Raw genomic sequence first — 20,822 nt, forward strand, 5'->3', positions numbered from 1 at the left:
ACAACACCTCCACCAACTCCGCCGCCGCAGCCACCACATGCTCACAGTTGTCGAGCAGGATCAGCATCCGGCGTCGGGCACAGTGCTCGACCAGGGCGGCGAGCGGGTCGCGGTTCGCCGCCTCGGCGAGGGCGGGGCCGCTCCAGAGCTGCGTCTCGCGGGCTCCGAGAGCGGTGAGAACGGCAGCCGCGACGTCCGACTCCGCGCGAACGGCGCCCAGTTCGGCGAGCCACACCTCCCTCTCCCGGTCGCCCTGGGCCGCCTCGACGCCCCTGGCGGCCTCCATCGCGAGCCGCGTCTTGCCGACTCCGCCCGGCCCGAGCAGGGTGACCAGGCGGGACTGCTTCAACTCGGCGTACAACGCGCCGAGATCGGCGTCCCGGCCGAGGAAGCTCGTGAGTGCGGCGGGCAGCGCCCGGCGGGGGGTCTCGGGCGGCGCGGCTTCGGATCCCTCCAGCAACTCCGCGTACAGCTGCTTGAGTTCGGGACCGGGGTCGGTGCCCAGCCGGTCGGCGAGGGCGGTGCGCACGTCCGCGTAGGCGGCCAGGGCCTCGGCGGGGCGGCCCGCGGCGCGCAGGGCGCGGAGGTGCAGGGCGTGGACGGATTCGTCGAGGGGGTGCTCGGCGGCGAGGGCGGCCAGTGGGGCGAGGACGTCCTGGGCGTGGCCGAGGGCCACGGCGGCGGCGAGCCGGTCACGGCGGGCACGGGTGCGGAGCCGTTCGGCGCGTACGGCGAGGGGGTCGGTGTCGTGGCCCGGGAGGTCGGCGAGTGCGGCGCCCCGCCAGAGGCCGAGGGCCTCGTCGAGGAGCTCCGCGGCCCGTCCGGGGCGGCCGCCGGCCAGCTCGCGGGCGCCGGCATCGGCGTTCCGCTCGAAGAGGAAGTAGTCGACGTCCTCCGGCCCGGCGACGGCCAGCCGGTAGCCGCCGGGCTCCGAGAGGACCGCGCCCGGCCCCAGGGCCCGCCGAAGCCGTCCGACCAGGGCCTGGAGGGCGGCCAGCCGGTCGCCCGCCCCTTCGCCGGCCCGGGCGCCCGCGGGGTCGTTCGCCTGGGCGGTGTCCTCGGACCACACCTGGGCGATGAGCGCGTCCGTACGGGCCGGGCGCCCGCCGCTCGCGGCCAGGGCGGTGAGCAGGGCTCGGAGCCGGGCACCGTTCAGGACGGCCTCACCGCCGTCGACGCGGAGGGCCTGACCGGGACCGAGGATGCGATAGCGCGGCTGCACCGGCCCATTCTGCCGAATGGCTGGAGCGACACCCACACGGTGGTGTCGCCGCCATGGCGTACGGGGGGTGCCGGTTCGACAATGGGGAGGATGACCGAAGACGAGCGGAGCACGCGCGGCGGCGAGATCGGGCCGACCGAGCGCCTCGCCATGAACCGCACCGGCAGCTTCGACTGGGATCTCGACACCGGCACCATCGATGTCGACGACGCGGGGCTGCTGGTCTTCGGGCTTGCCCCCGAGCAGTTCGACGGGCGGCCCGCGACGCTGGTGCGCGGGCTCGACCCGGAGGAGCGTGCCCGCCTCGACGCGGTGATCCGCCGTGCCATCACCGGCGGCGAGTCCTCGTACACGGCGCACGTCCGGCTCGAACGGGCCGACGGTACCCCCCAATGGACGCATGTACAGGCGCGGATCCTGCGCAGGGACGGCCGGATGGCATACCGGATCGTGGGGATCGTGCGGGACGCCACGGCCGAGGTGACCCACTCGGCCTTCCTGCTGGAGCTGGAGAAGCGCCGCGAGGTGCAGACCACGATCGTGGAGCGGACGACGCACGCCCTGTCGCGGGCGGTGACCGTGGACGACGTGACGGCGGCGCTCACCGGCCCCGGGGGGCTCGCCCGGCTCGGCGCGGAGGGTCTGGCCCTGGGGCTGGTGGAGAACGACTCCCTCAACATCATCGCGCTGAGCGGCGAGTCCCTCGACATCCTCGACGACTTCCGGGTCCGGCGGCTCGACCGCGGTCTGCCGCTGTCGGAGGCGGTGCTGAGCGGACGGCCACGGTTCGTCCCCTCGTTCGCGACGCTGGGGCGCGACTTCCCCGAGCTGGCGCCGTACGTGAGCCGGCTGCCGTTCAAGTCGGCCTGCTACCTCCCGCTGATCGCGCAGGCCCGCAAGCTCGGCGGGCTCGCGCTGTTCTACCGGCGCCGCAGCGCGTTCAACGCCGACGAGCGCAACCTGCTGCTCGGTCTGGCGGCGATCGTCTCGCAGTCGCTGCAGCGGGCGATCCTCTTCGACGAGGAGCGGGAGCTGGCCACCGGCCTCCAGGCGACGATGCTCCCCCGCCGGATCCCGGTGATCACCGGCGGCGAGATCGCCGTGCGCTATCACGCGGCGTGGAGCGGACGGCAGGTCGGCGGCGACTGGTACGACGTGATCCCGCTGCCGCGCGGGCGGGTCGGGGTCGTCGTCGGCGACGTGCAGGGGCACGACACGCACGCCGCCGCGATCATGGGCCAGCTGCGGATCGCGCTGCGGGCGTACGCGGGCGAGGGCCACGCCCCGTCCACGGTGCTCGCCCGTGCCTCCCGTTTCCTCGCCGAGCTCGACACCAACCGCTTCGCCACCTGTACGTACGCACAGGTCGACCTCGCCGGCGGCACGGTGCGCGGGGTGCGGGCGGGGCACCTGGGACCGCTGATCCGGCACACGGACGGGCGGGTGGGGCGGCCGAAGCTGCGCGGCGGCCTGCCCCTGGGGCTCGCGACGGTCTTCGGGGACGAGGAGTTCCCGGAGACCCGGCTCGACCTGGTGCCGGGCGAGACGCTGGTGCTGTACACGGACGGGCTCGTCGAGCAGCCCGGCACGGACATCGAAAGCGGCCTCGCCGCACTCGCCGAGGCGGTGAGCAGCGGCCCGCCGCAGGCGGAGGCGCTCGCCGACCACCTCTCCGAGCAGCTGTGGGAGCGCTGGGGTTCGGGCGACGACGTGGCGCTGCTCGTGCTGCGGCGCACCCCCGACCCGGGCACGCCGAAGGCTCCGCGCATCCACCAGTACATCCACCAGGCCGACCCCCAGGGCCTGTCGGACGCGCGGGCCGCGGTGGGCCAGGCGCTCGTGGACTGGGGCATGCCCGAACTCGCCGACGACGCCGAGCTGTTGACCGGCGAGTTGCTGGTGAACGTGCTGCTGCACACCGAGGGCGGTGCGGTGCTCACCCTGGAGGTGCTGCCGGAGCCGGTGCGGCGGGTGCGGCTGTCGGTGCAGGACCGGTCGAGCGCCTGGCCGCGGCGGCGCACCCCCGGCGAGGCGGCGACCTCGGGGCGCGGCCTGCTGCTGATGGACGCGCTCGCCTCGCGCTGGGGCGTGGAGCCGCGCGGCGAGGGCAAGGCGGTCTGGTGCGAGATCGGGCCCGCGTCCACCGCGGGCGCGGCGGGCTGACGGAAGGCGGTGCGGCCGATGGACCCGGTGGCGGCGCTGGAGCGCATCGCGTACCTCCTGGAACGCTCACAGGCCCCCACGTACCGGGTGCGTGCCTTCCGTACCGCGTCGGCGGCGGTGACGGCACTCGGCGCCGAGGAGGTGGCGCGGCGGGCCGCGGCGGGAACCCTGGAGTCGGTGAAGGGCATCGGGCCGAAGACGGCCGCGGTGGTGAGCGAGGCGCTCGCCGGGCGGGTGCCGGCCTATCTGGACCGACTGGAGCAGGAGATCACGGCCCCCGAGACCCAGGGCGGCGAGGCGCTGCGCGCGGCCCTGCGCGGCGACTGCCATCTGCATTCGGACTGGTCGGACGGCGGGAGCACCATCGAGGACATGGGGCGCGCGGCGGCCCGGATCGGGCACGAGTGGGCGGTCCTGACGGACCATTCGCCGAGCCTGAAGGTGGCGCGCGGGCTCTCCCCCGAGCGGCTGCGCGAGCAATTGGACGTGGTGGCGCGCCTGAACGAGGCGTGGGCGCCGTTCCGGCTGCTCACCGGGATCGAGTGCGACATCCTGGAGGACGGCTCCCTGGACCAGGAGCCCGAGCTCCTCGACCGGCTCGACCTGGTGGTCGGATCGGTGCACTCGAAGCTGCGGATGGACGCGCGGGCGATGACGCGCCGGATGGTGAAGGCGGTCCGCAACCCGCTGATGGACGTGCTCGGGCACTGCACGGGCCGCCTGGTCAGCGGTGGGCGGCTGCGGCCCGAGTCGGAGTTCGACGCGGAGCGGGTCTTCGCCGCCTGTGCCGAGTCGGGCACGGCGGTGGAGATCAACAGCCGCCCCGAGCGGCTCGATCCGCCCCGCCGGCTGCTGCGCCTCGCGGTGGACGCGGGGGTGTACTTCGCGGTCGACACGGACGCCCACGCGCCGGGCCAGCTGGAGTGGCAGATCCTCGGCTGCGCGCGGGCGGAGGAGTGCGGGGTGCCCGCGGAGCGGGTGATCAACACGTGGTCCGCGGAGCGGCTCCTGGAGTGGACCCGGTCCTGAGGCAGCGTGCTCCGGCGGCTACGGCGCGGGCGGCTGCGGCGCCAGCCGTTCGACCGCGACGAGGGCGGCGTCGTCGCCGAGGTGGCCGCCGACGTGCGCTTCGAGGTCGGCCCGGAGCCGGTCGAGCAGGGTCGGCGGGTCGTCCCCGGTCCAGGCCGCGAGCCGTTCCGTGAGGGGGTAGAAGGCGCGGGAGGCGTCCCGGGCCTCGATGACCCCGTCCGTGTAGAGCAGGAGCACGTCGCCGACGTCGAAGGGGAAGGTCTCGACGGTCACGGCCGGGGAGAGCACGTCCGAGAGCCCCAGCGGCGGGCTCGCGTCGGCCGAGTCCAGCGGGAGGACCCGTCCCGCCCGCAGGAGCAGCGGGGGCGGGTGCCCGCAGTTCACGAGCCGTACGACGGGTTCGAGGTCGGGGATGTCCAGGACGAGCGCGGTGACGAAGGCCTCGGCCGCGGCGCCTACGGCCGCCTCGGTCGCCTCGGTCGCCTCGGTCGCCTCGGTCGCCTCGGCGGAGCCGACGCCCTCCTCCAGGTGTCCGATCAGGTCGGGCAGCTCCCGCTCGCGGCGGGCCGTGACGCGGAAGGCGCCCAGGACGAGCGAGGCCTCGCTGATCGCGTCGAGCCCCTTGCCCCGGGCGTCCCCGATCAGGAGCCGGGTCCCGGTCGCCGTGCGGGACGCCGCGTACAGGTCGCCGCCCATCTGCGCCTCCTCCTCGGCCGCCAGCTAGACCGAGGCGATGCGCAGCGGCCCCGCCCGGGTGGGCAGCGGGCGCAGGACGACGCTCTGGGCGGCCTGGGCGATGGAGCGCAGCCGTACGACCCGCTGCTCGTCCCGCTCGCGCAGGGCGGCGAAGAAGGTCGCCATGACCGAGATCAGGGTGAGCGCGATGATCTGGTAGGTGTGGTTGAGGTCGGTGATGCTCGTGCGCGCGACCGCCACCACCGACTGGGCGAGCACGGCGACCGCCCCGACGAACGCCGTCACGCGCGGCCCGGCGAAGGAGGCGGTCATCGCGGGCGCGGCGATCAGGAACGGCCCGAGGTGGACGTCGGGCGGCGACAGGACGTCGACGACGGTGACGACCGCGATCAGCACGAAGGGCACCGCGAGCAGCAGCCGACCGCCCGTGCGGGACAGGCGCGGGGTGAGGGCTCGCCGGCGGGGTTCCATGGAAAAGGCATACCTCAGGGGAGAGCGCGTGTCCCGCTGCCCCGCCCCCTCGTCCTGCCCCGACCCTCGTCGAGCGAGACGCCGAGCCGCACGGGGCGGGGCGGGGCGGGTGGGGCGGCGAGCGGGCACGGGGCGGGGACGGGTGGGGCGGCGAGCGGACACGGGCCGGGGACGGGTCGGATACGAGTCGGCGCGGGTCAGGCAGCGGCCGGACACGGGTCGGGCGCGACCGGGCACGGGCCGGGCGGCGAGCGGACACGGGTCGGGGACGAGTCGGGGGCAGGTCGGATACGAGTCGGACGCAGGCCGGGCACGGGTCAGGCGCGGGTCAGGCAACAGCCGGACACGGGTCGGGCGCGACTGGCCACGGGCCAGGTCGGGGACGGGTCAGATACGGGTCGGGCGCAGGCCGGGTGCAGGCCGGCGCGGGTCAGGCAGCGGCCAGGCGCGAGACGGGCGGTTGGCCGGGGCCGGTCAGGCGCGCTGCCAGACCGTGGTCGCGTTGCAGAACTCGCGGATGCCGTGGCCGGAGAGCTCACGCCCGTACCCGGAGCGTTTGACGCCGCCGAAGGGCAGCGCGGGGTGGGAGGCGGTCATGCCGTTGACGAAGACGCCGCCCGCCTCCAGGTCGCGGACGAAGAAGGCGATGTCCTCGTCCTTCCGGGTCCACACGTTGGAACTGAGCCCGAAGGGCGAGTCGTTGGCGACGGCGACGGCCTCTTCGATGTCGGCGACCGGGTAGAGGGTGGCGACGGGGCCGAAGGTCTCCTCGCGGTGGATGCGCATCTGAGGGGTGATGCCCGTGAGCACGGTCGGCCGGTAGAACCAGCCGCGCGGCAGCTCCTCGGGGCGGCTCCCGCCGCACAGGACGGTGACGCCCTGGCGTACGGCGTCGTCGACGAGGGACTCCAGGTCGGTCCTGCCCTGCTCGGTGGCGAGCGGGCCGACGTCGGTGGCCTCGTCGAGCGGGTCGCCGACGGTGAGGGCGTTCATGGCGGCGGCGAAGCGCTCGGCGAAGTCGTCGTAGACGTCCTGGTGGACGATGAACCGCTTGGCCGCGATGCAGGACTGCCCGTTGTTCTGTACGCGCGCGGTGACGGCGGTCTTCACGGCGCGCGGGACGTCGGCGGAGGGCATGACGATGTACGGGTCGCTGCCGCCGAGCTCCAGGACCGTCTTCTTCACCTCGTCGCCGGCGATGGCGGCGACGGAGCGGCCGGCGGGTTCGCTGCCGGTGAGGGTGGCGGCGGCCACGCGCGGGTCGCGCAGGACGCCTTCGACGGCGCCCGAGCCGATGAGAAGGGTCTGGAAACAGCCCTCGGGGAACCCGGCACGGCGGAAGAGGTCGCCGAGGTAGAGGGCCGTCTGCGGCACGTTGGAGGCGTGCTTGAGGAGCCCGGTGTTGCCGGCCATCAGGGCGGGCGCGGCGAAGCGGATCACCTGCCAGAGCGGGAAGTTCCACGGCATGACCGCGAGGACGGGCCCGAGCGGGCGGTAGTGGACCCGGGCCGTGTCGGCGCCCGCGTCCTGGACGTCGTGCTCGGCGGGGTGCTCGTCGGCGAGCAGGGCCTCGGCGTGGTCGGCGTACCAGCGCATGGTCTTGGCGCACTTGGCGGCCTCGGCGCGGGCGGCGGAGATGGGCTTGCCCATCTCGGTGGTCATGGTGCGCGCGATGTCCTCGGTGTCCTCGTCGAGGAGGGCGGCGGCGGCGCGCATCAGGCGGGCGCGCTCGGCGAAGGGGGTGGTGCGGTACTGGCGGTACGTCTCGTGGGCGGCGCCGATCCGGCGCTCGACCTCGGCGGGCCCGTGGGCCTCGTACGTGCGCAGCGTCTCCCCGGTCGCGGGGTTCACGGTGGCGATGCCCATGTCGTCTCCTCCTGGCCTCCGCCCCCAATCGGCAACCTTTCGCGGCCGGGCCCGGGGCGCAATCGGGGCGGTGCGGTGGGGTGACGCGCCCGGGCGTCCGGCGGGCCCCTGCCCCGATCGGGGCCCCGCCGGCCGGATGGCGGAGCGACGGCGCCAAGCCAGGCGGGTCAGCCGCCGGTCACCCAGCGCAGGGCGCCCGCGAGGTGGGCGCGGAAGGCAGGGTCCGCGTACGCCTCGGAGGCGTGGCCGAGCGCGGTGAACAGGAAGCGGCCCGCGCCCCCGGGCCCGGTCTCGCGGGACCACACGAGGGGGTGGTCGGCGCCGAGGGTGCCGCCCCGGTAGGTCGTCTCGTCGGCGCGGGCGAGGACGCGGACGCCGGTGGCCCGGGGGTTGGAGGTGAAGTTGTACCACTCGTCGGTCCACTCCCAGCGGACGGGCAGCGGGGCCGTGGCCGGGTGGTCCTTCGCGTCCACGCACACCGCGCCGGGCTGGACCTCGGGGTGGCCGTCGAAGCGGGTGCCGAGGAGCTCGCCGTAGAAGGGCCAGTCGGGTTCGGCGTTGGCGGCCGCGTGCACGGCGAGGACGCCGCCGCCGCCCCGTACGTACGCCTCGAAGGCGGCGCGGCCGGCGTCGGTGAGCACGGTGCCGGTGGTCGACAGGAGGACGACGGCGGCGCAGCGGGCGAGGCGGGCCGGAGCGAAGGCGTCCGGCTCCTCGGTGGTCTCCGCGCGGAAACCGGCGTCGGCGGCCAGTTCGGCGAGGGCGGCGGCTCCGGCGGGGATGGAGTCGTGGCGGTAGCCGGTGGTACGGGTGTAGACGAGGACGTCCCTGGTGTCGCTCACGCTGCTCCTGAGGTGTGCCGTCGGCTGCTGTCGGTGCACCGCCTCCGGCGCACAGCAAGCGCTTTCTCGTTGCCCGTTGCGACCGTAGCCAGCGAAATCCCCGTGCCGCAAGGGCGGCCCGTGGGGAAGACTGCGCCGATGGACAGCCTGATCGACTCCCCGCGCGCCGCCGCCGCCCTCCGCCACGTCTCCGACCGCTCGGCGGGCACGCCGCTCGACCCCGCCCTGAGGGTCACGCTCAACTTCCACCCCACGTTCCTCGACCGGCTCGCCGAAGACGGCGTGTACCGCTCGCAGTTCGTCACCGGCACCAGCAACGGCGGCCTCACGGCCCATCCGGGCGGCGACCGCTGGCGATGGGAGAGCCGCATATTCGGCGGCGCGTACGACGACGCCCCCGCGTCCGAACGGCCGGTGTACGGCGCGCTCGACCACCGGCTGCGCCCCTACGGGGCCGCCCCGCGCTTCGGCTCGTCCCACTTCCGGCTGTCCTACGCCACCTTGGCCCGTACGACCTTCTGCTATCCGGACAGCGTCCTGGAGCCGGCCGACTTCGGCGTCGCCGACCGGATGTCCCTGATCGCCCTGGCCGACGCGGACGACCTGGACGCCCTCGACGACTGCATCGAGGCGCATGTCCACGGCCCGGTCGAGATCGCGCGGGACGTGGAGGCGCTGGTCCTCGACCCCAGCTTCCGCGGCACACCGGTCGAGGCCGCCGCCCGCCGCCTGCCCTGTCCCGTCGAGTGGCACGGCGGCTTCCGGCTGTCCGTCACGGAGCTGCGGCGCCACCCGGAGTACCGGGGGCCCGAGTACGTGGAGTTGGGCGCCCGGATCGCCGTCGACGGCCGGCTCGACGCGCGGATCGTGCAGGAGGCGGCCGAGTCGGGGCGCTACGACCGGCAGGACGTGAAGCGGGTCTGGCACCTCCTGGCCCGCTTCGGCGCGCCGGAGCGCTAGGCCTCCGGCCCGCCTCCTGCCCCACCCTCGCCGTCGGCCCGGGCTGCCTGGCCCTCATCGCGGTCCTGGCCTGCATGGCCTGCCCGGGCTGCACGTGCATGGCCTGCCCGGGCCGGCGAGGGCGGCACCGCCTGCCTGGCCTGGCCGACCTGCACGGCCCGGCTGGGCTGCCTGGAGTGCCTGGATCGACCCGGCCGCACGGGCCGACTGGGCTGCGCGGCCTGCCTGGATCGACCCGGCCGCAGGGACCGGCTGGTCTGCGCGGCCTGCCTGGAACAACCCGGCTGCACGGGCCGGCTGGGCTGCCCGGCCTGGCCGGCCTGCACAGGCCGCTGGGCTGCTCAGGCCGGCTGGTCTGCCCGGCGTGCCTGGATCGACCCGGCCGCACAGGCCAGCTCGGCGGCACGCCCTACCCGGCCTGCTCAGGCCAGCTCGGCTGCCCGGGCCGGTTGGTCTGTTCGCGCCGGCTCGTCTGCTCAGGCCGGCTGGTCTGCCCGGCGTGCCTGGATCGACCAGGCTGCACGGGCCGGCTCGGCTGCCCGGCCTGGCCGGCCTGGACAGGCCGCTGGGCTGCTCAGGTCGACTCGGCTGCTCAGGCCAGCTGGTCTGCCCGGCGTGCCTGGATCGACCCGGCTGCACAGGCCGGCTCGGCCGCACAGGCCGGCTGGTCTGGTCAGGTCGGCGGCTGGTCTGCCTGGGGCGGCGGCTGGCCCGTACCGCCGGTCGGGCGCGTACAGGACTCCAACAGCGGGGCCAGGAAGTCCCGTTCGAGCGTCCCCGGGGGCAGCGCGGACGGCTCGACGTAGCTCTGGGCGAGACCGCCCTCCCGCAGGGCGACGATCATCCGGGCGAACCGGTCGGCGTCCACCGTGAGTTCGCGGCCCGCCCGGTGGAGCACGAGCTCGATCCCGCGGGCGATCTCCGCCCGCAGCCGGGCGTCGTGCCGGGCGAGCACCCACGCAGCCTGCGGGTCGCGGATGGCGTGCAGGGTGAACTCCGTGCTGACCAGGTACCAGTCCCGCTCTTCCGGCTCCACGCGGGAGGCGAGTCGGGCGATCCCCGCAGGCGTGTGCTCCTCGGCCGGGAGCGCGTCGATCGACTCGGCGAGACGGCGCACGATCCGCTCGCTGTGCTCGTCGAAGAGGGCGAGGAAGAGCGCTTCCTTGCTGGCGAAGTTCGAGTAGTACGCGCCGCGCGTGAATCCGGCGCGCTCGCAAATCTGCTCGATCGAGGCGGCGTGGAACCCGTGCTCGGCGAAGACCTCCAGGGCCGCCTTCAGAACCGCCGCGCGGGTGTGCGGCCGGCGCCTGCTGACGTCTTTCGGCACGGTCCCTTCCCCCTCCTCTCCCTGCTCGGCACGTACGGGCCTTCCCCTGCCCGGCCAGGCCGCGGGGGCACGGGGCGACCACGATACCGGCGGCTCTCCCGGGCACGGACCGGCGTCCGAAGTTAAGATTCGGACATGGGAGAGCGGCCCGTCGCGCCCGCCGCGCCCGAGCTGGTCCTGGAGATCGGCGGGGACGCGACCCTGATGAACCCGAGCCGCGTCTATCGCATCGGACGCGACCCCACCAGCGACTTCGTCCTGGCCGACGCCAGGACGTCGTGGCACCACGCCGTGCTGCGCGCGACCGGCGATCACTGGACGGTCGAGGACGCGGGCAGCACCAACGGCACCTTTTCGGACGATCGGCGGGTCGAACTGAGCGCGGTCGGGCCGGGTACGGTCATCCGCTTCGGGCACCCCTCGGACGGGCCGGTGGCCGTGTTCTCCTCGGCGGCGCCGGCCCACTCCCCGGCGCCTGCGGCCCCGCCCCCGCCCCCCGCGCCCGTGGCTCCGGTCGCCACCCCCGCGACACCGTCCGGCCCGGTCGCGCCGACGCCGGCCCCGGCGCCCGCCCCGGCCTCCGCCCCCGCGCCGCCGCACGCCCCGCCCCGCCCGTCCTCCGTCTCGTACCCCGCCCTTACGGGCACCTTCCGGCAGCCCACCTCCGTGCGGCCGCTTCCCGCGCGCAGCGTCCGGATCGGGCGGGCCCCCGACAACGACCTGGTCGTCGACGACCTCACGGTCTCGCGGCGGCACGCCGAGCTGCGGGCGGCGCCGGACGGCACGTACTGGATCCATGATCTCGGCAGCCACAACGGCACCTTCCTCAACGGCAGCCCCGTGGACCACGCCCGGGTGACGGCCGAGGACATCGTCGGGATCGGGCACTGCGCGTTCTGCCTGATCGGCGGCAACCTGGTCGAGTTCACCGACACCGGCGAGGTCTCGCTCGACGTGCAGGAGCTCGCCGTCACCGTCGACCACGGCCGCAAGACCCTCCTCGACGGCGTCACCTTCCCCGTCGGGCAGAAGTGCCTGCTGGCCGTCGTCGGCCCGTCCGGCGCGGGCAAGTCGACGCTGCTCGGGGCGCTCACCGGTCAGCGGCCCGCCGACCAGGGCGCCGTGCTCTACGACGGGCGCGACCTCTACCGGGACTACGCGGAGCTGCGCCAGCGCATCGGCCTCGTGCCGCAGGACGACATCCTGCACCTCCAGCTCACCGTGCGCCGCGCCCTCGCCTACGCCGCCGAGCTGCGGTTCCCCGAGGACACCGCCGCCGCCGAGCGGCACGCCCGGGTGGACGAGGTGATCGGGGAGCTCGGCCTGGTGGAGCGGGCCGGGCAGCCCATCCTCAGCCTGTCCGGCGGGCAGCGCAAGCGGGTCAGCGTGGCGCTCGAACTGCTCACCAAGCCCTCGCTGCTCTTCCTCGACGAGCCGACCTCGGGCCTCGACCCGGGCATGGACCGCTCGGTGATGCACATGCTGCGCGGTCTCGCCGACGACGGGCGCACCGTCATCGTCGTCACGCACAGCGTGCTGAGCCTGGACGTCTGCGACCGGCTGCTCGTCCTCGCGCCCGGCGGCCGGGTCGCCTACTACGGGCCGCCCGACGAGACGCTCGGCTTCTTCGGCTTCGACCAGTGGCCCGAGGCGTTCGAGGCCTTCGAGAACGACCGCGCCCGGGACTGGGCCGGCCAGTACCGCGCCTCGCGCTTCCACCGGCAGTACATCGAGGAGGCCATGGCCCGCCCGGCCCCCGCCCCCATCGGCGGCCCTGCGGAACCCGCGCCACCGCCGCCGCCTAAGGCGCAGAGCTGGGGGTCCCAGCTGCGGACGCTCGTACGCCGGTACACCGCCGCCCTGGCGGCGGACCGCACCTTCCTCGCCATCATGATCGCGCTGCCGTTCGTCATGGGCGGGATGGCACGCGCCCTGTCGGACGGCAGCCTGGGCCCCGAGTCGACCCTGAACGTGCTGCTCATCCTGTGCGTGGGCGGGGTGCTCACCGGGGCGGCGAACGCGGTGCGGGAGCTGGTGAAGGAGCGGACCATCTACCGCAGGGAGAGAGCCGTCGGCCTCTCCCGCTCGGCGTACCTGATGTCCAAGGTCGTGGTCCTCGGGCTGATCACCGTCGCGCAGGCGGTGGTGCTGACCCTGGTCGCCCTGATCGGCGTACCGCTCAACGTGCCCGACGGCAAGGGCGTGCTGATGCCCCCGCTGGTGGAGCTCACCCTGGCCGTCGCCCTGCTCGCCTTCACCGCGATGATGCTGGGCCTGTTCGTCTCGGCGCTGGTCAGCAAGGAGGAGGTGACGATGCCGCTGCTCGTCCTCCTGGCCATCGTGCAGGTGGTGTTCTGCGGGGCGCTCCTGAACGTGCGCGGCACGCCTGTCCTGGAGCAGCTGGCCTGGCTGGTGCCGTCCCGGTGGGCGTTCGCGGCGATGGGCGCGACCATCGACATCGGGGCCGTCGCACCGAGCGAGAAGACGGCGGACCCCCTGATGGACCACACCGTGAGCGCCTGGCTCTTCGACATGGGGATGCTGGTCGTGCTCAGCGTCGTCCTCGGCTTCGTCGTCGCCCGGCTGCTGCGCCGGCACGAGCCGGTCGTCATGCGGAGGTAGCGTGCCGTGAACGCCGTCGTACCGGATTCCGACTACGCGTACGTGCCCGACTTCCGGCCCACGCACGTCGTGCCCCGTGACGGGCTGCCGGCCTGGGAGTCGCCCGATCCGGGGCTGCCGACCGTCCCCCTCGACGCGTTCCTGCCGGTGCGCCTCGTGGACCGGGCCGGTGACTGGGGGCGGGTCCTGTGCTCCAACGGCTGGTCGGCGTGGGTCGACGCCCGTCTCCTCGTCTCCGTGCCGGACGATCCGCCCGCGGCCGGCCGCCCGCTCGCCCGGACCGCCGACCCCCGGCCGCTGATCGCCCGCGCGGAGGACGCCCTGGGCCGCTACCGGAGGGCTGCCGAGGAGCTGGCCGGTGGCAGGGCGGACGGCGAGACGTTCCGGCGGCGCACGCGCGGGCTGCGGGTGGGGATGGTCGTCGACGGCGAGTCGCTGTGGCTGTACGACGCGGAGCACGAGCGGTGGCTCTACTGCGACGGGGCCGGGCTGAGCACGTACGCGGCCTCGTCGGGTCCGTCCGCCGCCGCGCCGGTGCCGGAGTCCGGAGGGCCCGGGGCGTCCGGCGGCATCTGGGCGGCCGGCGGGGCGGAGGGTGCCGGCGGCGCCGACGCGGCCCACGAGCCGACGCAGGTGGTGCCCGGTCTGGACAGGGATGCTCCGGCCCATTCTCCTACCCGGGTGGTGGGCGGGGTGGGTGAGCCGGGCGGGACGGGGTCGGCAGGCACGGCAGGCGGTCCGGAGGGGGCGGGTGAGCGCGGATGACCACCCCGGACACACCGCCGGAGACGCCGCCGGACACGACAGCGCACACGCCGCCGGGCACGTCGCCGGACACGCCGCCGGGCACGTCGGCGGACACGCCGCCGGGCACGTCGGCGGGCACGTCGGCGGACACCCCAGTAGGAGCGCCCCCCGGCACGCCCGTCAGCGCGCCCCCCAACGCCGCGCGGGCGGCACGCCCGGGCGGCTCTGACGCCGCTCCTGACGCCGCTCCCGACGCCCCTGCGGAGGCCCCGCCGACGGCCGCTCCGGAGGCCGCTCCCGACGCCCTTCCGAGCCCTCCCCCGGAGATCCCCGCGGCCGATCCCACGGGCACCGTCCCCGGCGTGCCCGTGGACACGGACGCCTCCGCCGGGCTGCCGGTCGGCCGGGACTCGGGGCTCCTCGGCCGGCAGGTCGCGGGGTACCTGGTCCAGGACGAGATCGGGCGCGGCGGCATGGCGGTGGTCTACCGGGCGCATGACCTGAACCTCGACCGGACCGTGGCCCTGAAGCTGCTCGCGCCGGAGCTGGCCCGGGACGACACCTTCCGCAGGCGCTTCGCGCACGAGTCGCGCGTGGCCGCGGCGATCGACCACCCGCACATCGTGCCGGTCTTCGAGGCGGGCGAGACGGAGGGCCTGCTGTACATCGCGATGCGGTACGTGCCGGGCCAGGACCTGCGGGCCCTGGAGGACCGCGAGGGTGCGCTCGATCCGCGGACGGCCGGGCGGATCGCGATCCAGGTGGCCTCCGCCCTGGACGCGGCGCACGCCCACGACCTGGTGCACCGGGACGTGAAGCCGGGCAACATCCTGGTGGCCGAGGGCACCGACCGGGACCATCCCGAGCACGTGTACCTGACCGACTTCGGCCTGACCAAGAAGTCGCTGTCGCTGACCGGGTTCACGACGGTGGGGCAGTTCGTCGGGACGCTGGACTACGTGGCGCCGGAGCAGATCTCGGGGAAGCCGGTGGACGGCCGCTGCGACGTCTACAGCCTGGGGTGCGTGGTCTTCGAGATGCTGACGGGAGCCGTGCCGTTCCGCAGGGACGACGACATCGCGGTGCTGTGGGCGCAGCAGTACGATCCGCCACCGCCGCTCTCGGAGGTGCGGGCGGGGCTGCCGGAGGCGGCGGACGAGGTCCTCGCGAAGGCGCTGGCGAAGGCTCCCGAGGAGCGGTACGGGACGTGCCTGGAGTTCGTGGTGGAGTTGCGGGCGGCGCTGGAGCGGGGAACGCGCGCCAAGAACCCGCCCCGGGACACCGACACCGGCGGCTGGCCGCAGGGCGCGCCGCCGGAGCCTCCACGCTGGGCGCGGCCGGTGTTCCGGCGGATCGGTGACGAAGCGGGGTGGTGAGGGGCGCGTGGAGCGGCGCCGGGCCGGGGGCCCGTGGGCCGTGGCAGGGACGGATGGCGCGGCGCGGCTGCCCCGCGCGGGCCGGGCCGTCACCCGGTGGGTCGCCACCCGTTGGGCGTAGCCTGGTGGGCCGCCGCCCGGTGGGCGTAGCCTGGCGAGCCGTCACCCGGTGGGCCGCTCGCCGCTCTTCGTCGGCGTGTCGACCTCGCCCCTTCTGCGCACGGGACGGGCGAGCAGACCGCCGAGGAGGCCCGCGACCAGGCCCCAGAGCAGGGCGAAGCCGACGGTCTTCCAGATGTTCGGGCGGAGCACCACCTCGCCGCCGAGCGACTCCAGTTCGCCGATGCCGAGGATCGACAGGCCGAACCGGGCCTCGACGAGGGTGAGCGGGGCGACGACGAGCATCGTGAGCGCGAAGGCGATGCCGAGGTGGAGGGAGTGCTGCCAGAGCCGGACGCGGGCCGGGGACCGTACGGCCGCCACGAACGCGGCGGCGAGCACGAGGACGGCGGCGACGGGCAGCAGCCACCAGGCGCGGGAGTCGTAGGAGGCGAGGCTGGAGAGGTCGACCGTGTTCAGGTCGCCGCCCTTCCCGCCGCGCAGGACGGAGTCGAGGATCTGCGGCATGGGGAGCCCGAACGGGCCCTCGACGCGCCCCTCCCAGGAGCCGCCGATGCCGACGCCGAGCGCGAGCCAGCTGACGTTGGGCAGGCCGAGCAGCAGCACGGCCAGGGTCTCTCTCGCGTGTCCCTTGGTCGCGGCGACGACGATGCCGATGACGAGGCCGACGAGCACGTACGCGAGGACGAGCAGGAGCATCGCGGAGGCGGCCGGTCGGACGGCCTGGTGGTGGCGGACGAGCCGGGTCGGCAGCGGGGTCCCGCGGGAGACGAGCAGCGCGACGACGAGGACGCCGAGGATCCACAGCAGGCCGTAGAAGAGCGTGGGGCCGACGTCGGTGGTGAAGCCCACGGAGGGGTTCGTGGCGTTCAGGAGGTCGTTGAAGAGGTCTCCCAGGTCCCCGCTGTTCTGGGAGGTGTCGCCGCCGAGGGTGATCGGGAAGTCGTGCCGGGCGAGCGCGGAGAGGCCCGCGAGCGCGACCAGCCAGACCAGGACGGTGGGCACGGCCAGCGAGAGCAGGTCGCGGGTCCTGGCGACGGCGTGGTGGCGCAGCGGGCGCAGGAAGCAGAAGCCGGTGACGAGCGCGCCCACCAGGGTGACGGTGAGCGGCATGGCGGTCAGTTCGGCCTGGGTGCCGGCGAGGTCGCCGGCGTCTCCGGCGAGGCCGACCTGGCCGCCCGCGGCCATGACGACGACGGCGGCGAGGACGGCGACGAAGGCGCCCGCGCCACCGGGGAGGTCCGCGGCGCCCGCGGCCCAGAGTCCGAGGCCGGCGACGACGCCCATCGCCAGGAGGCCGGCGACGACCGTCAGGAGGGCCAGGGCCACGTCACGGGCGAGTCGCCCCGCGGGACGGGCGGTGGCCTGGGGGCTGGGTGGGGTGGGGAGCCGGGTGCTCACCCCGCCCACGCTAGTACCGGAGGGCGCCGTCCGCTTGCGGGCGGGACCCGGTCGGCGCACACAATGGGCGCGGAACGGAAGAAAGGGAAAAACGTGACTTCCCACCCGCCGTCCGGCAGCCCCTCGGTCCCTCCCGGCGGTCGCCCCGCCGGCCCGCCCTCGGGCCCCCTCTCGGGTCCGACCACGCGCCCTGGACAGGCCGCGCCACCTCCGCCTTCGGGCCCGCCGTACGACGGGTCCGGCGGGGGCGGCGGCGCGGGCGGCTCCGGCGGAGGAGGGGGCGGCTCCGGCGGGGGCGGAGGCGGGTCGGGCGGTTCCGGCCGCGGCGGTACGGGCGGGGGCCCGACCGGCGGTGGCGGCGGGGGCCCGTGGTGGCGCTCGGTGCCGAAGGTCGCCTCGATCACGGCCGTCCTGGTGGCGGCGATCGCGCTCGTCGTGGTCCTCACCCGGGGCGACAGCGGCGGCGGCAAGAACGAGGCGGGCGCCGGCGGCGGCGAGATCTTCCCGCAGAACGTCTCCGCCGCGGGCCCGGCCCCCTTCACCCGTTCGACGGCCCGCGCCACGAGCGCCTCCATGTCCCCGGTTCCACTGCCCAGTCAGACCGGAACCGGCGCCAACACCACGCAGAGCGTGCCGGGTTCGGCGCCCGGCCTGTACGGCGGCACCCACCGCACGTCGAGCTGCGACGTCGAGCAGCAGATCAGGTTCCTGGCCGAAGAGCCCCCGAAGAACGCGGCCTTCGCCCAGGTCCTCGGCATCTCGGCCAACGAGGTCCCCGGTTATCTGCGCTCCCTGACCTCCGTGCAGCTGCGGGTGGACACCCGGGTCACCAACCACGGCTTCAAGGACGGCTCCCCGGCCCCCTTCCAGTCGGTGCTCCAGGCCGGCACGGCCGTCATGGTCGACGACCACGGGGTGCCGCGGGTGCGGTGCGCCTGCGGCAACCCGCTGACGCCGCCGGTCGCCCAGAAGGCCCCGAAGCAGGTCGGCGCGGCCTGGCCCGGCTACCGGACCGACAAGGTGGTGGTCGTCCAGCCCTCGGTGACGGTCATCAACATCTTCGTGATCTACGACCCGCACGACGACCGCTGGATCGCCCGGAAGCCGGGCGACACCGGCCACCACGACCGGCACACCACGCCCCCGCCGCCCCCGACGACCTCGCCCTCGGCGTCCCCGTCGACGTCCGCCTCGACGTCTCCTTCGACGTCCCCCTCGACCTCCACGTCGCCGTCGACCTCGCCCTCCACGTCGCCGACGACCCCGATCCCGTGCGTGACGGTCACGGGCACGCAGACCCCGACGCCGGTCGACGGCGTGACGCCCTCGCCGTGCCCCTCGCCCTCGGCCTCCACGACGAGCCCCTCGCCGTCGACGTCGTCGGTGACGCCGTCCTCGGCGCCGCCGCCGTCGCCGCCGACAACGGGCCCGCAGTCGCAGCCGGCGCCCCTGACCACGACGGGGTCCACGTCGCAGTCCGCGAGCCAGAGCGCGAGCGGCACCGCGACGGCTTCGATCACGGCGCCGGTCTCCCCGTCCGGCTCGCGCTCGACCTCCGTCTCGCCGCCCCTGCCGGGCGCGCCCGGACCTCAGCCGATCGCCTGAGAGGCCGCCGGGTACTCCTGCGGCGCCGCGCGTCCCGTACGGGCGTGCCGCCGCAGGACGCGGGCCTCGCCGCGGCGGAGCAGCGGTCCCGGGACCGTCACGACGGGTGTGGCGGCCCGCGCGAGGACGGCCCGCAGGACCGGTCGACGACGTGGTCCGCCGAGCCGGCCACGGCCCGGTGTAATGCCGAGGACGAGCAGATCGCCGGGCCGGTCGGCCGCCCGGCGCAGGGCGGCGGCCGGTGCGTCCCGCACGATCCGCCGCTCGACCGCGAGCCCCCGGGGCGCGGCGCCCAGCCCCTCGTCGAAGGCCCGGGTCAGCCGGAGCCTCGCCTCGCCCGCCCACAGCCGGGCCCAGGCCGGGTCGGGGACGCGGGCGTACGCCGCCTCGCCCTCCGGCGGCTCCCAGGCGAGCACGGCGAGCAGCTCGGCACCGTCGCGGCGGGCGAGGGCCGTGGCGTACCGGAGGGCGGCGAGCGAGGCGAGCGAGCCGCTCACGCCGACGACGATCCGGGTCACGCCGGCCCGCAGGGACGGGGGCCCGCGATGACCCGAGGGCCGGTCGCGGTCACGGTCGCGGCGCCGGTGGCGGGGGTGGTGGCGGCCAGCGCGGTGACCGATTCCGCGCGGCGATGGCGCCGGGCCCCGCGCCACAGCGATTGGATCCAAAATCCGATATCCAATGGCACGGCGATCCTCTGCTCCGCCTGCCGCTGCCACGCCCTCTCGTCCCGGTCGGTGAAGTGTCCGGACATGTTTCTCTCCTCTCCCCTCGCCGCGGCCTTCGGGCCACTGGACCGGAGTCTGTAGCCTTATTGGCCTGGACAGCAGAGCCAATGAGGAGTGATTGGCATGGCACAGGGTCGAGTGGCCCGCTCCGTGGTCACCGTCGCGGACCGCGTGCTGAGCGGCCGCCAGCTGGCGGCCCTGCTCACACCGCCGCCCGAGGGGCGGTTCGGCTACCGGGAGCTGGCCCGGGCGGTGCGGGAGACCCTCCTCGACGGGCGGGTGGCGCTGCGGATGCGGCTGCCCGCCGAGCGCGAACTCGCGACGGCCCTCGGCGTCAGCCGGACCACCGTCACCTCCGCCTACGACCTGCTCAGGGAGAGCGGCTACGCGCACAGCCGCCAGGGCGCGGGAACCTGGACGGCGCTGCCCGAGGGCCAGTCGCCGATCGGTCCCGCCGCGATCCACGGAGACTCGGGGGCCGTCATCGACTTCGCGCTGGCCGCGCCCGAGGCCCCCGCGGGCCTCCTCTCCGAGGCGCTGGCCGTCGCCTCGGCCGAGCTGCCCCGCTATGCGACGACCCAGGGCTACCACCCGTACGGGCTGCCCGAACTGCGCGCCGCCATCGCCGACCGGTACTCCGCCCGCGGACTGCCGACCCGACCGGAGCAGATCCTGGTGACGACCGGCGCCCAGCAGGCCCTGGCGCTGGCCCTCGCGCTGCTCGGCGCGCCCGGCGACCGGGTGCTCGCGGAGAACCCCTCGTACACCAACGCCCTGGACGCCATGCGCGGCCACCGGCTGCGGATCACCCCCGTGCCGGTCACCGAGACGGGCTGGGACAGCGGCCTGATCGACGCGGCGCTGCGGCAGACGGCGCCGCGGCTCGCCTATCTGATCCCCGACTTCCACAACCCGACCGGCCGGCTGATGCCGGACGAGCAGCGGCGCGAGGTGGCCGCGGCGGCCCGGGCCACCAGGACCTGGCTGGTGGTGGACGAGACGCTCTCCGACATCGCCCTGGACGTGTCGCCGCCACGGCCGTTCGCCGCCGCGGCGGGTCCCGGCACCAGCGAGCAGATCATCAGCGTCGGCTCGCTCAGCAAGAGCTGCTGGGGCGGCCTGCGGGTGGGCTGGGCGCGGGCCTCCTCGCGGATGGTGACGGAGCTGGCCCGGGTGCGGATCACGCACGACCTGGCCGGCTCCGTCCTCGACCAGCTGGTCGCCGTGGCCCTGATGGACCGGATCGACGCGCTGCTCCCGGACCGCGCGGCGGAGTTGCGGCGGCGCCGGGAGGCGCTCGTGACGGCGCTCGCCCGGCATGTGCCGGAGTGGCGGTGGACGCTGCCGCCGGGCGGCATGTGCCTCTGGATCGACCTGGGCCGCCCGATCGCCTCGCAGCTCGCGGCCCGGGCGCTGGGCCACGGGGTGCGCGTGGAGGGCGGCGCCCGGTTCGGGGTGGACCCCGGCACCCACGAGCACCGGCTGCGCATCCCGTACACGCTGCCGGGCGACGTGTACGAGACGGCGGCCGAGCGGCTGGCGGCGGCGCTCGCGGGCGCGCCCGCCCGGGTCTTCGACCCGGGCCTGCCGGAGTGGGTGGCCTGAGCCGACCGATAATCGGATGCCCGCGGCGAGGACGCTGTGTAC

General features: G+C 75.3%; 15 protein-coding genes and 1 pseudogene. 8 read left to right on the forward strand and 8 right to left on the reverse strand.

What is annotated here, in order from left to right:
• Positions 1-1,222, reverse strand: a 1,222-nt coding sequence (locus tag ACH414_RS17080) for a BTAD domain-containing putative transcriptional regulator (protein ID WP_398942270.1), incomplete at its 3' end; no start/stop codon positions are given.
• A 90-nt stretch (positions 1,223-1,312) separates the two neighbouring features.
• On the opposite strand from ACH414_RS17080, the gene ACH414_RS17085 reads away from it, so the two are divergent.
• Both ACH414_RS17085 and ACH414_RS17090 read left to right on the forward strand, forming a co-directional pair.
• On the forward strand, positions 1,313-3,385 hold the full coding sequence (locus ACH414_RS17085; protein WP_382534203.1) for a SpoIIE family protein phosphatase: 2,073 nt from the start codon (positions 1,313-1,315) through the stop codon (positions 3,383-3,385).
• Between the two features lie 18 nt (positions 3,386-3,403).
• Positions 3,404-4,414 carry a PHP domain-containing protein gene (locus ACH414_RS17090; RefSeq protein ID WP_382534202.1) on the forward strand — a complete coding sequence of 337 codons (1,011 nt, stop codon included), beginning with the start codon at positions 3,404-3,406 and terminating at the stop codon, positions 4,412-4,414.
• Between the two features lie 18 nt (positions 4,415-4,432).
• On the opposite strand, the pseudogene ACH414_RS17095 reads toward ACH414_RS17090, so the two are convergent.
• The 3 genes and pseudogenes from ACH414_RS17095 to ACH414_RS17105 all read right to left on the reverse strand — a co-directional run bounded on the left by ACH414_RS17095 (position 4,433) and on the right by ACH414_RS17105 (position 8,289).
• Positions 4,433-5,581 (reverse strand): annotated as a pseudogene (locus tag ACH414_RS17095) (PP2C family protein-serine/threonine phosphatase).
• A gap of 474 nt (positions 5,582-6,055) precedes the next feature.
• Complete coding sequence (locus tag ACH414_RS17100) at positions 6,056-7,447, reverse strand: NADP-dependent succinic semialdehyde dehydrogenase (RefSeq protein ID WP_398942272.1); 1,392 nt, start codon at positions 7,445-7,447, stop codon at positions 6,056-6,058.
• Positions 7,448-7,614: 167 nt separating this feature from the next.
• The gene (locus ACH414_RS17105; RefSeq protein WP_398942273.1) at positions 7,615-8,289 is read right to left on the reverse strand and encodes a ThuA domain-containing protein; all 675 of its coding nucleotides are present in this window, start codon (positions 8,287-8,289) and stop codon (positions 7,615-7,617) included.
• 138 nt (positions 8,290-8,427) lie between these two features.
• Here ACH414_RS17105 and ACH414_RS17110 point away from each other — a divergent pair, with 138 nt between their 5' ends.
• Complete coding sequence (locus ACH414_RS17110) at positions 8,428-9,249, forward strand: DUF3626 domain-containing protein (RefSeq protein ID WP_382534195.1); 822 nt, start codon at positions 8,428-8,430, stop codon at positions 9,247-9,249.
• A gap of 673 nt (positions 9,250-9,922) precedes the next feature.
• Here the strand turns inward: ACH414_RS17110 and ACH414_RS17115 are convergent.
• Positions 9,923-10,576 (reverse strand): TetR/AcrR family transcriptional regulator, encoded by a 654-nt coding sequence (locus ACH414_RS17115; RefSeq protein ID WP_382534193.1) that lies wholly within the window; start codon positions 10,574-10,576, stop codon positions 9,923-9,925.
• 135 nt (positions 10,577-10,711) lie between these two features.
• Between ACH414_RS17115 and ACH414_RS17120 the strand changes: the two genes are divergently transcribed.
• The 3 genes from ACH414_RS17120 to ACH414_RS17130 all read left to right on the forward strand — a co-directional run bounded on the left by ACH414_RS17120 (position 10,712) and on the right by ACH414_RS17130 (position 15,321).
• On the forward strand, positions 10,712-13,198 hold the full coding sequence (locus ACH414_RS17120; protein WP_398942275.1) for an FHA domain-containing protein: 2,487 nt from the start codon (positions 10,712-10,714) through the stop codon (positions 13,196-13,198).
• 6 nt (positions 13,199-13,204) lie between these two features.
• Complete coding sequence (locus tag ACH414_RS17125) at positions 13,205-13,963, forward strand: hypothetical protein (RefSeq protein ID WP_382534189.1); 759 nt, start codon at positions 13,205-13,207, stop codon at positions 13,961-13,963.
• A gap of 344 nt (positions 13,964-14,307) precedes the next feature.
• A complete protein-coding gene (locus ACH414_RS17130; RefSeq protein WP_398942277.1) occupies positions 14,308-15,321 on the forward strand; it encodes a serine/threonine-protein kinase in 1,014 nt (337 codons plus the stop codon).
• Positions 15,322-15,483: 162 nt separating this feature from the next.
• Here the strand turns inward: ACH414_RS17130 and ACH414_RS17135 are convergent, their stop codons facing one another.
• Positions 15,484-16,851, reverse strand: a complete 1,368-nt coding sequence (locus ACH414_RS17135; protein WP_398942279.1) for a streptophobe family protein — start codon at positions 16,849-16,851, stop codon at positions 15,484-15,486.
• 372 nt (positions 16,852-17,223) lie between these two features.
• Here ACH414_RS17135 and ACH414_RS17140 point away from each other — a divergent pair, with 372 nt between their 5' ends.
• Positions 17,224-18,447, forward strand: a complete 1,224-nt coding sequence (locus ACH414_RS17140) for a DUF6777 domain-containing protein (RefSeq protein ID WP_382534184.1) — start codon at positions 17,224-17,226, stop codon at positions 18,445-18,447.
• Here the strand turns inward: ACH414_RS17140 and ACH414_RS17145 are convergent.
• Together ACH414_RS17145 and ACH414_RS17150 are read right to left on the reverse strand one after the other, a co-directional pair.
• A complete protein-coding gene (locus ACH414_RS17145; protein WP_382534182.1) occupies positions 18,432-18,965 on the reverse strand; it encodes a universal stress protein in 534 nt (177 codons plus the stop codon). The genes ACH414_RS17140 and ACH414_RS17145 overlap by 16 nt on opposite strands.
• Positions 18,962-19,201, reverse strand: coding sequence for a hypothetical protein (locus tag ACH414_RS17150; protein ID WP_398942281.1), 240 nt, complete (start codon positions 19,199-19,201; stop codon positions 18,962-18,964). Before ACH414_RS17150 ends, ACH414_RS17145 begins: the two co-directional genes overlap by 4 nt.
• A gap of 97 nt (positions 19,202-19,298) precedes the next feature.
• Here ACH414_RS17150 and ACH414_RS17155 point away from each other — a divergent pair, with 97 nt between their 5' ends.
• Complete coding sequence (locus ACH414_RS17155; RefSeq protein ID WP_382534180.1) at positions 19,299-20,780, forward strand: PLP-dependent aminotransferase family protein; 1,482 nt, start codon at positions 19,299-19,301, stop codon at positions 20,778-20,780.
• The last annotated feature ends 42 nt before the right edge of the window (positions 20,781-20,822 follow it).

The sequence above is a fragment of the Streptomyces sp. NPDC020422 genome, from assembly GCF_044386705.1.
Classification (GTDB): Bacteria; Actinomycetota; Actinomycetes; order Streptomycetales; family Streptomycetaceae; genus Streptomyces.

Excerpts from the sequence above, each read along its gene's own strand:
- ACH414_RS17085 (WP_382534203.1), top strand. The coding sequence starts at position 1,313 with ATGACCGAAGACGAGCGGAGCACGCGCGGCGGCGAGATCGGGCCGACC.
- ACH414_RS17090 (WP_382534202.1), top strand. The coding sequence starts at position 3,404 with ATGGACCCGGTGGCGGCGCTGGAGCGCATCGCGTACCTCCTGGAACGC.
- ACH414_RS17100 (WP_398942272.1), bottom strand. The coding sequence starts at position 7,447 with ATGGGCATCGCCACCGTGAACCCCGCGACCGGGGAGACGCTGCGCACG.
- ACH414_RS17110 (WP_382534195.1), top strand. The coding sequence starts at position 8,428 with ATGGACAGCCTGATCGACTCCCCGCGCGCCGCCGCCGCCCTCCGCCAC.
- ACH414_RS17120 (WP_398942275.1), top strand. The coding sequence starts at position 10,712 with ATGGGAGAGCGGCCCGTCGCGCCCGCCGCGCCCGAGCTGGTCCTGGAG.
- ACH414_RS17150 (WP_398942281.1), bottom strand. The coding sequence starts at position 19,201 with ATGTCCGGACACTTCACCGACCGGGACGAGAGGGCGTGGCAGCGGCAG.
- ACH414_RS17155 (WP_382534180.1), top strand. The coding sequence starts at position 19,299 with ATGGCACAGGGTCGAGTGGCCCGCTCCGTGGTCACCGTCGCGGACCGC.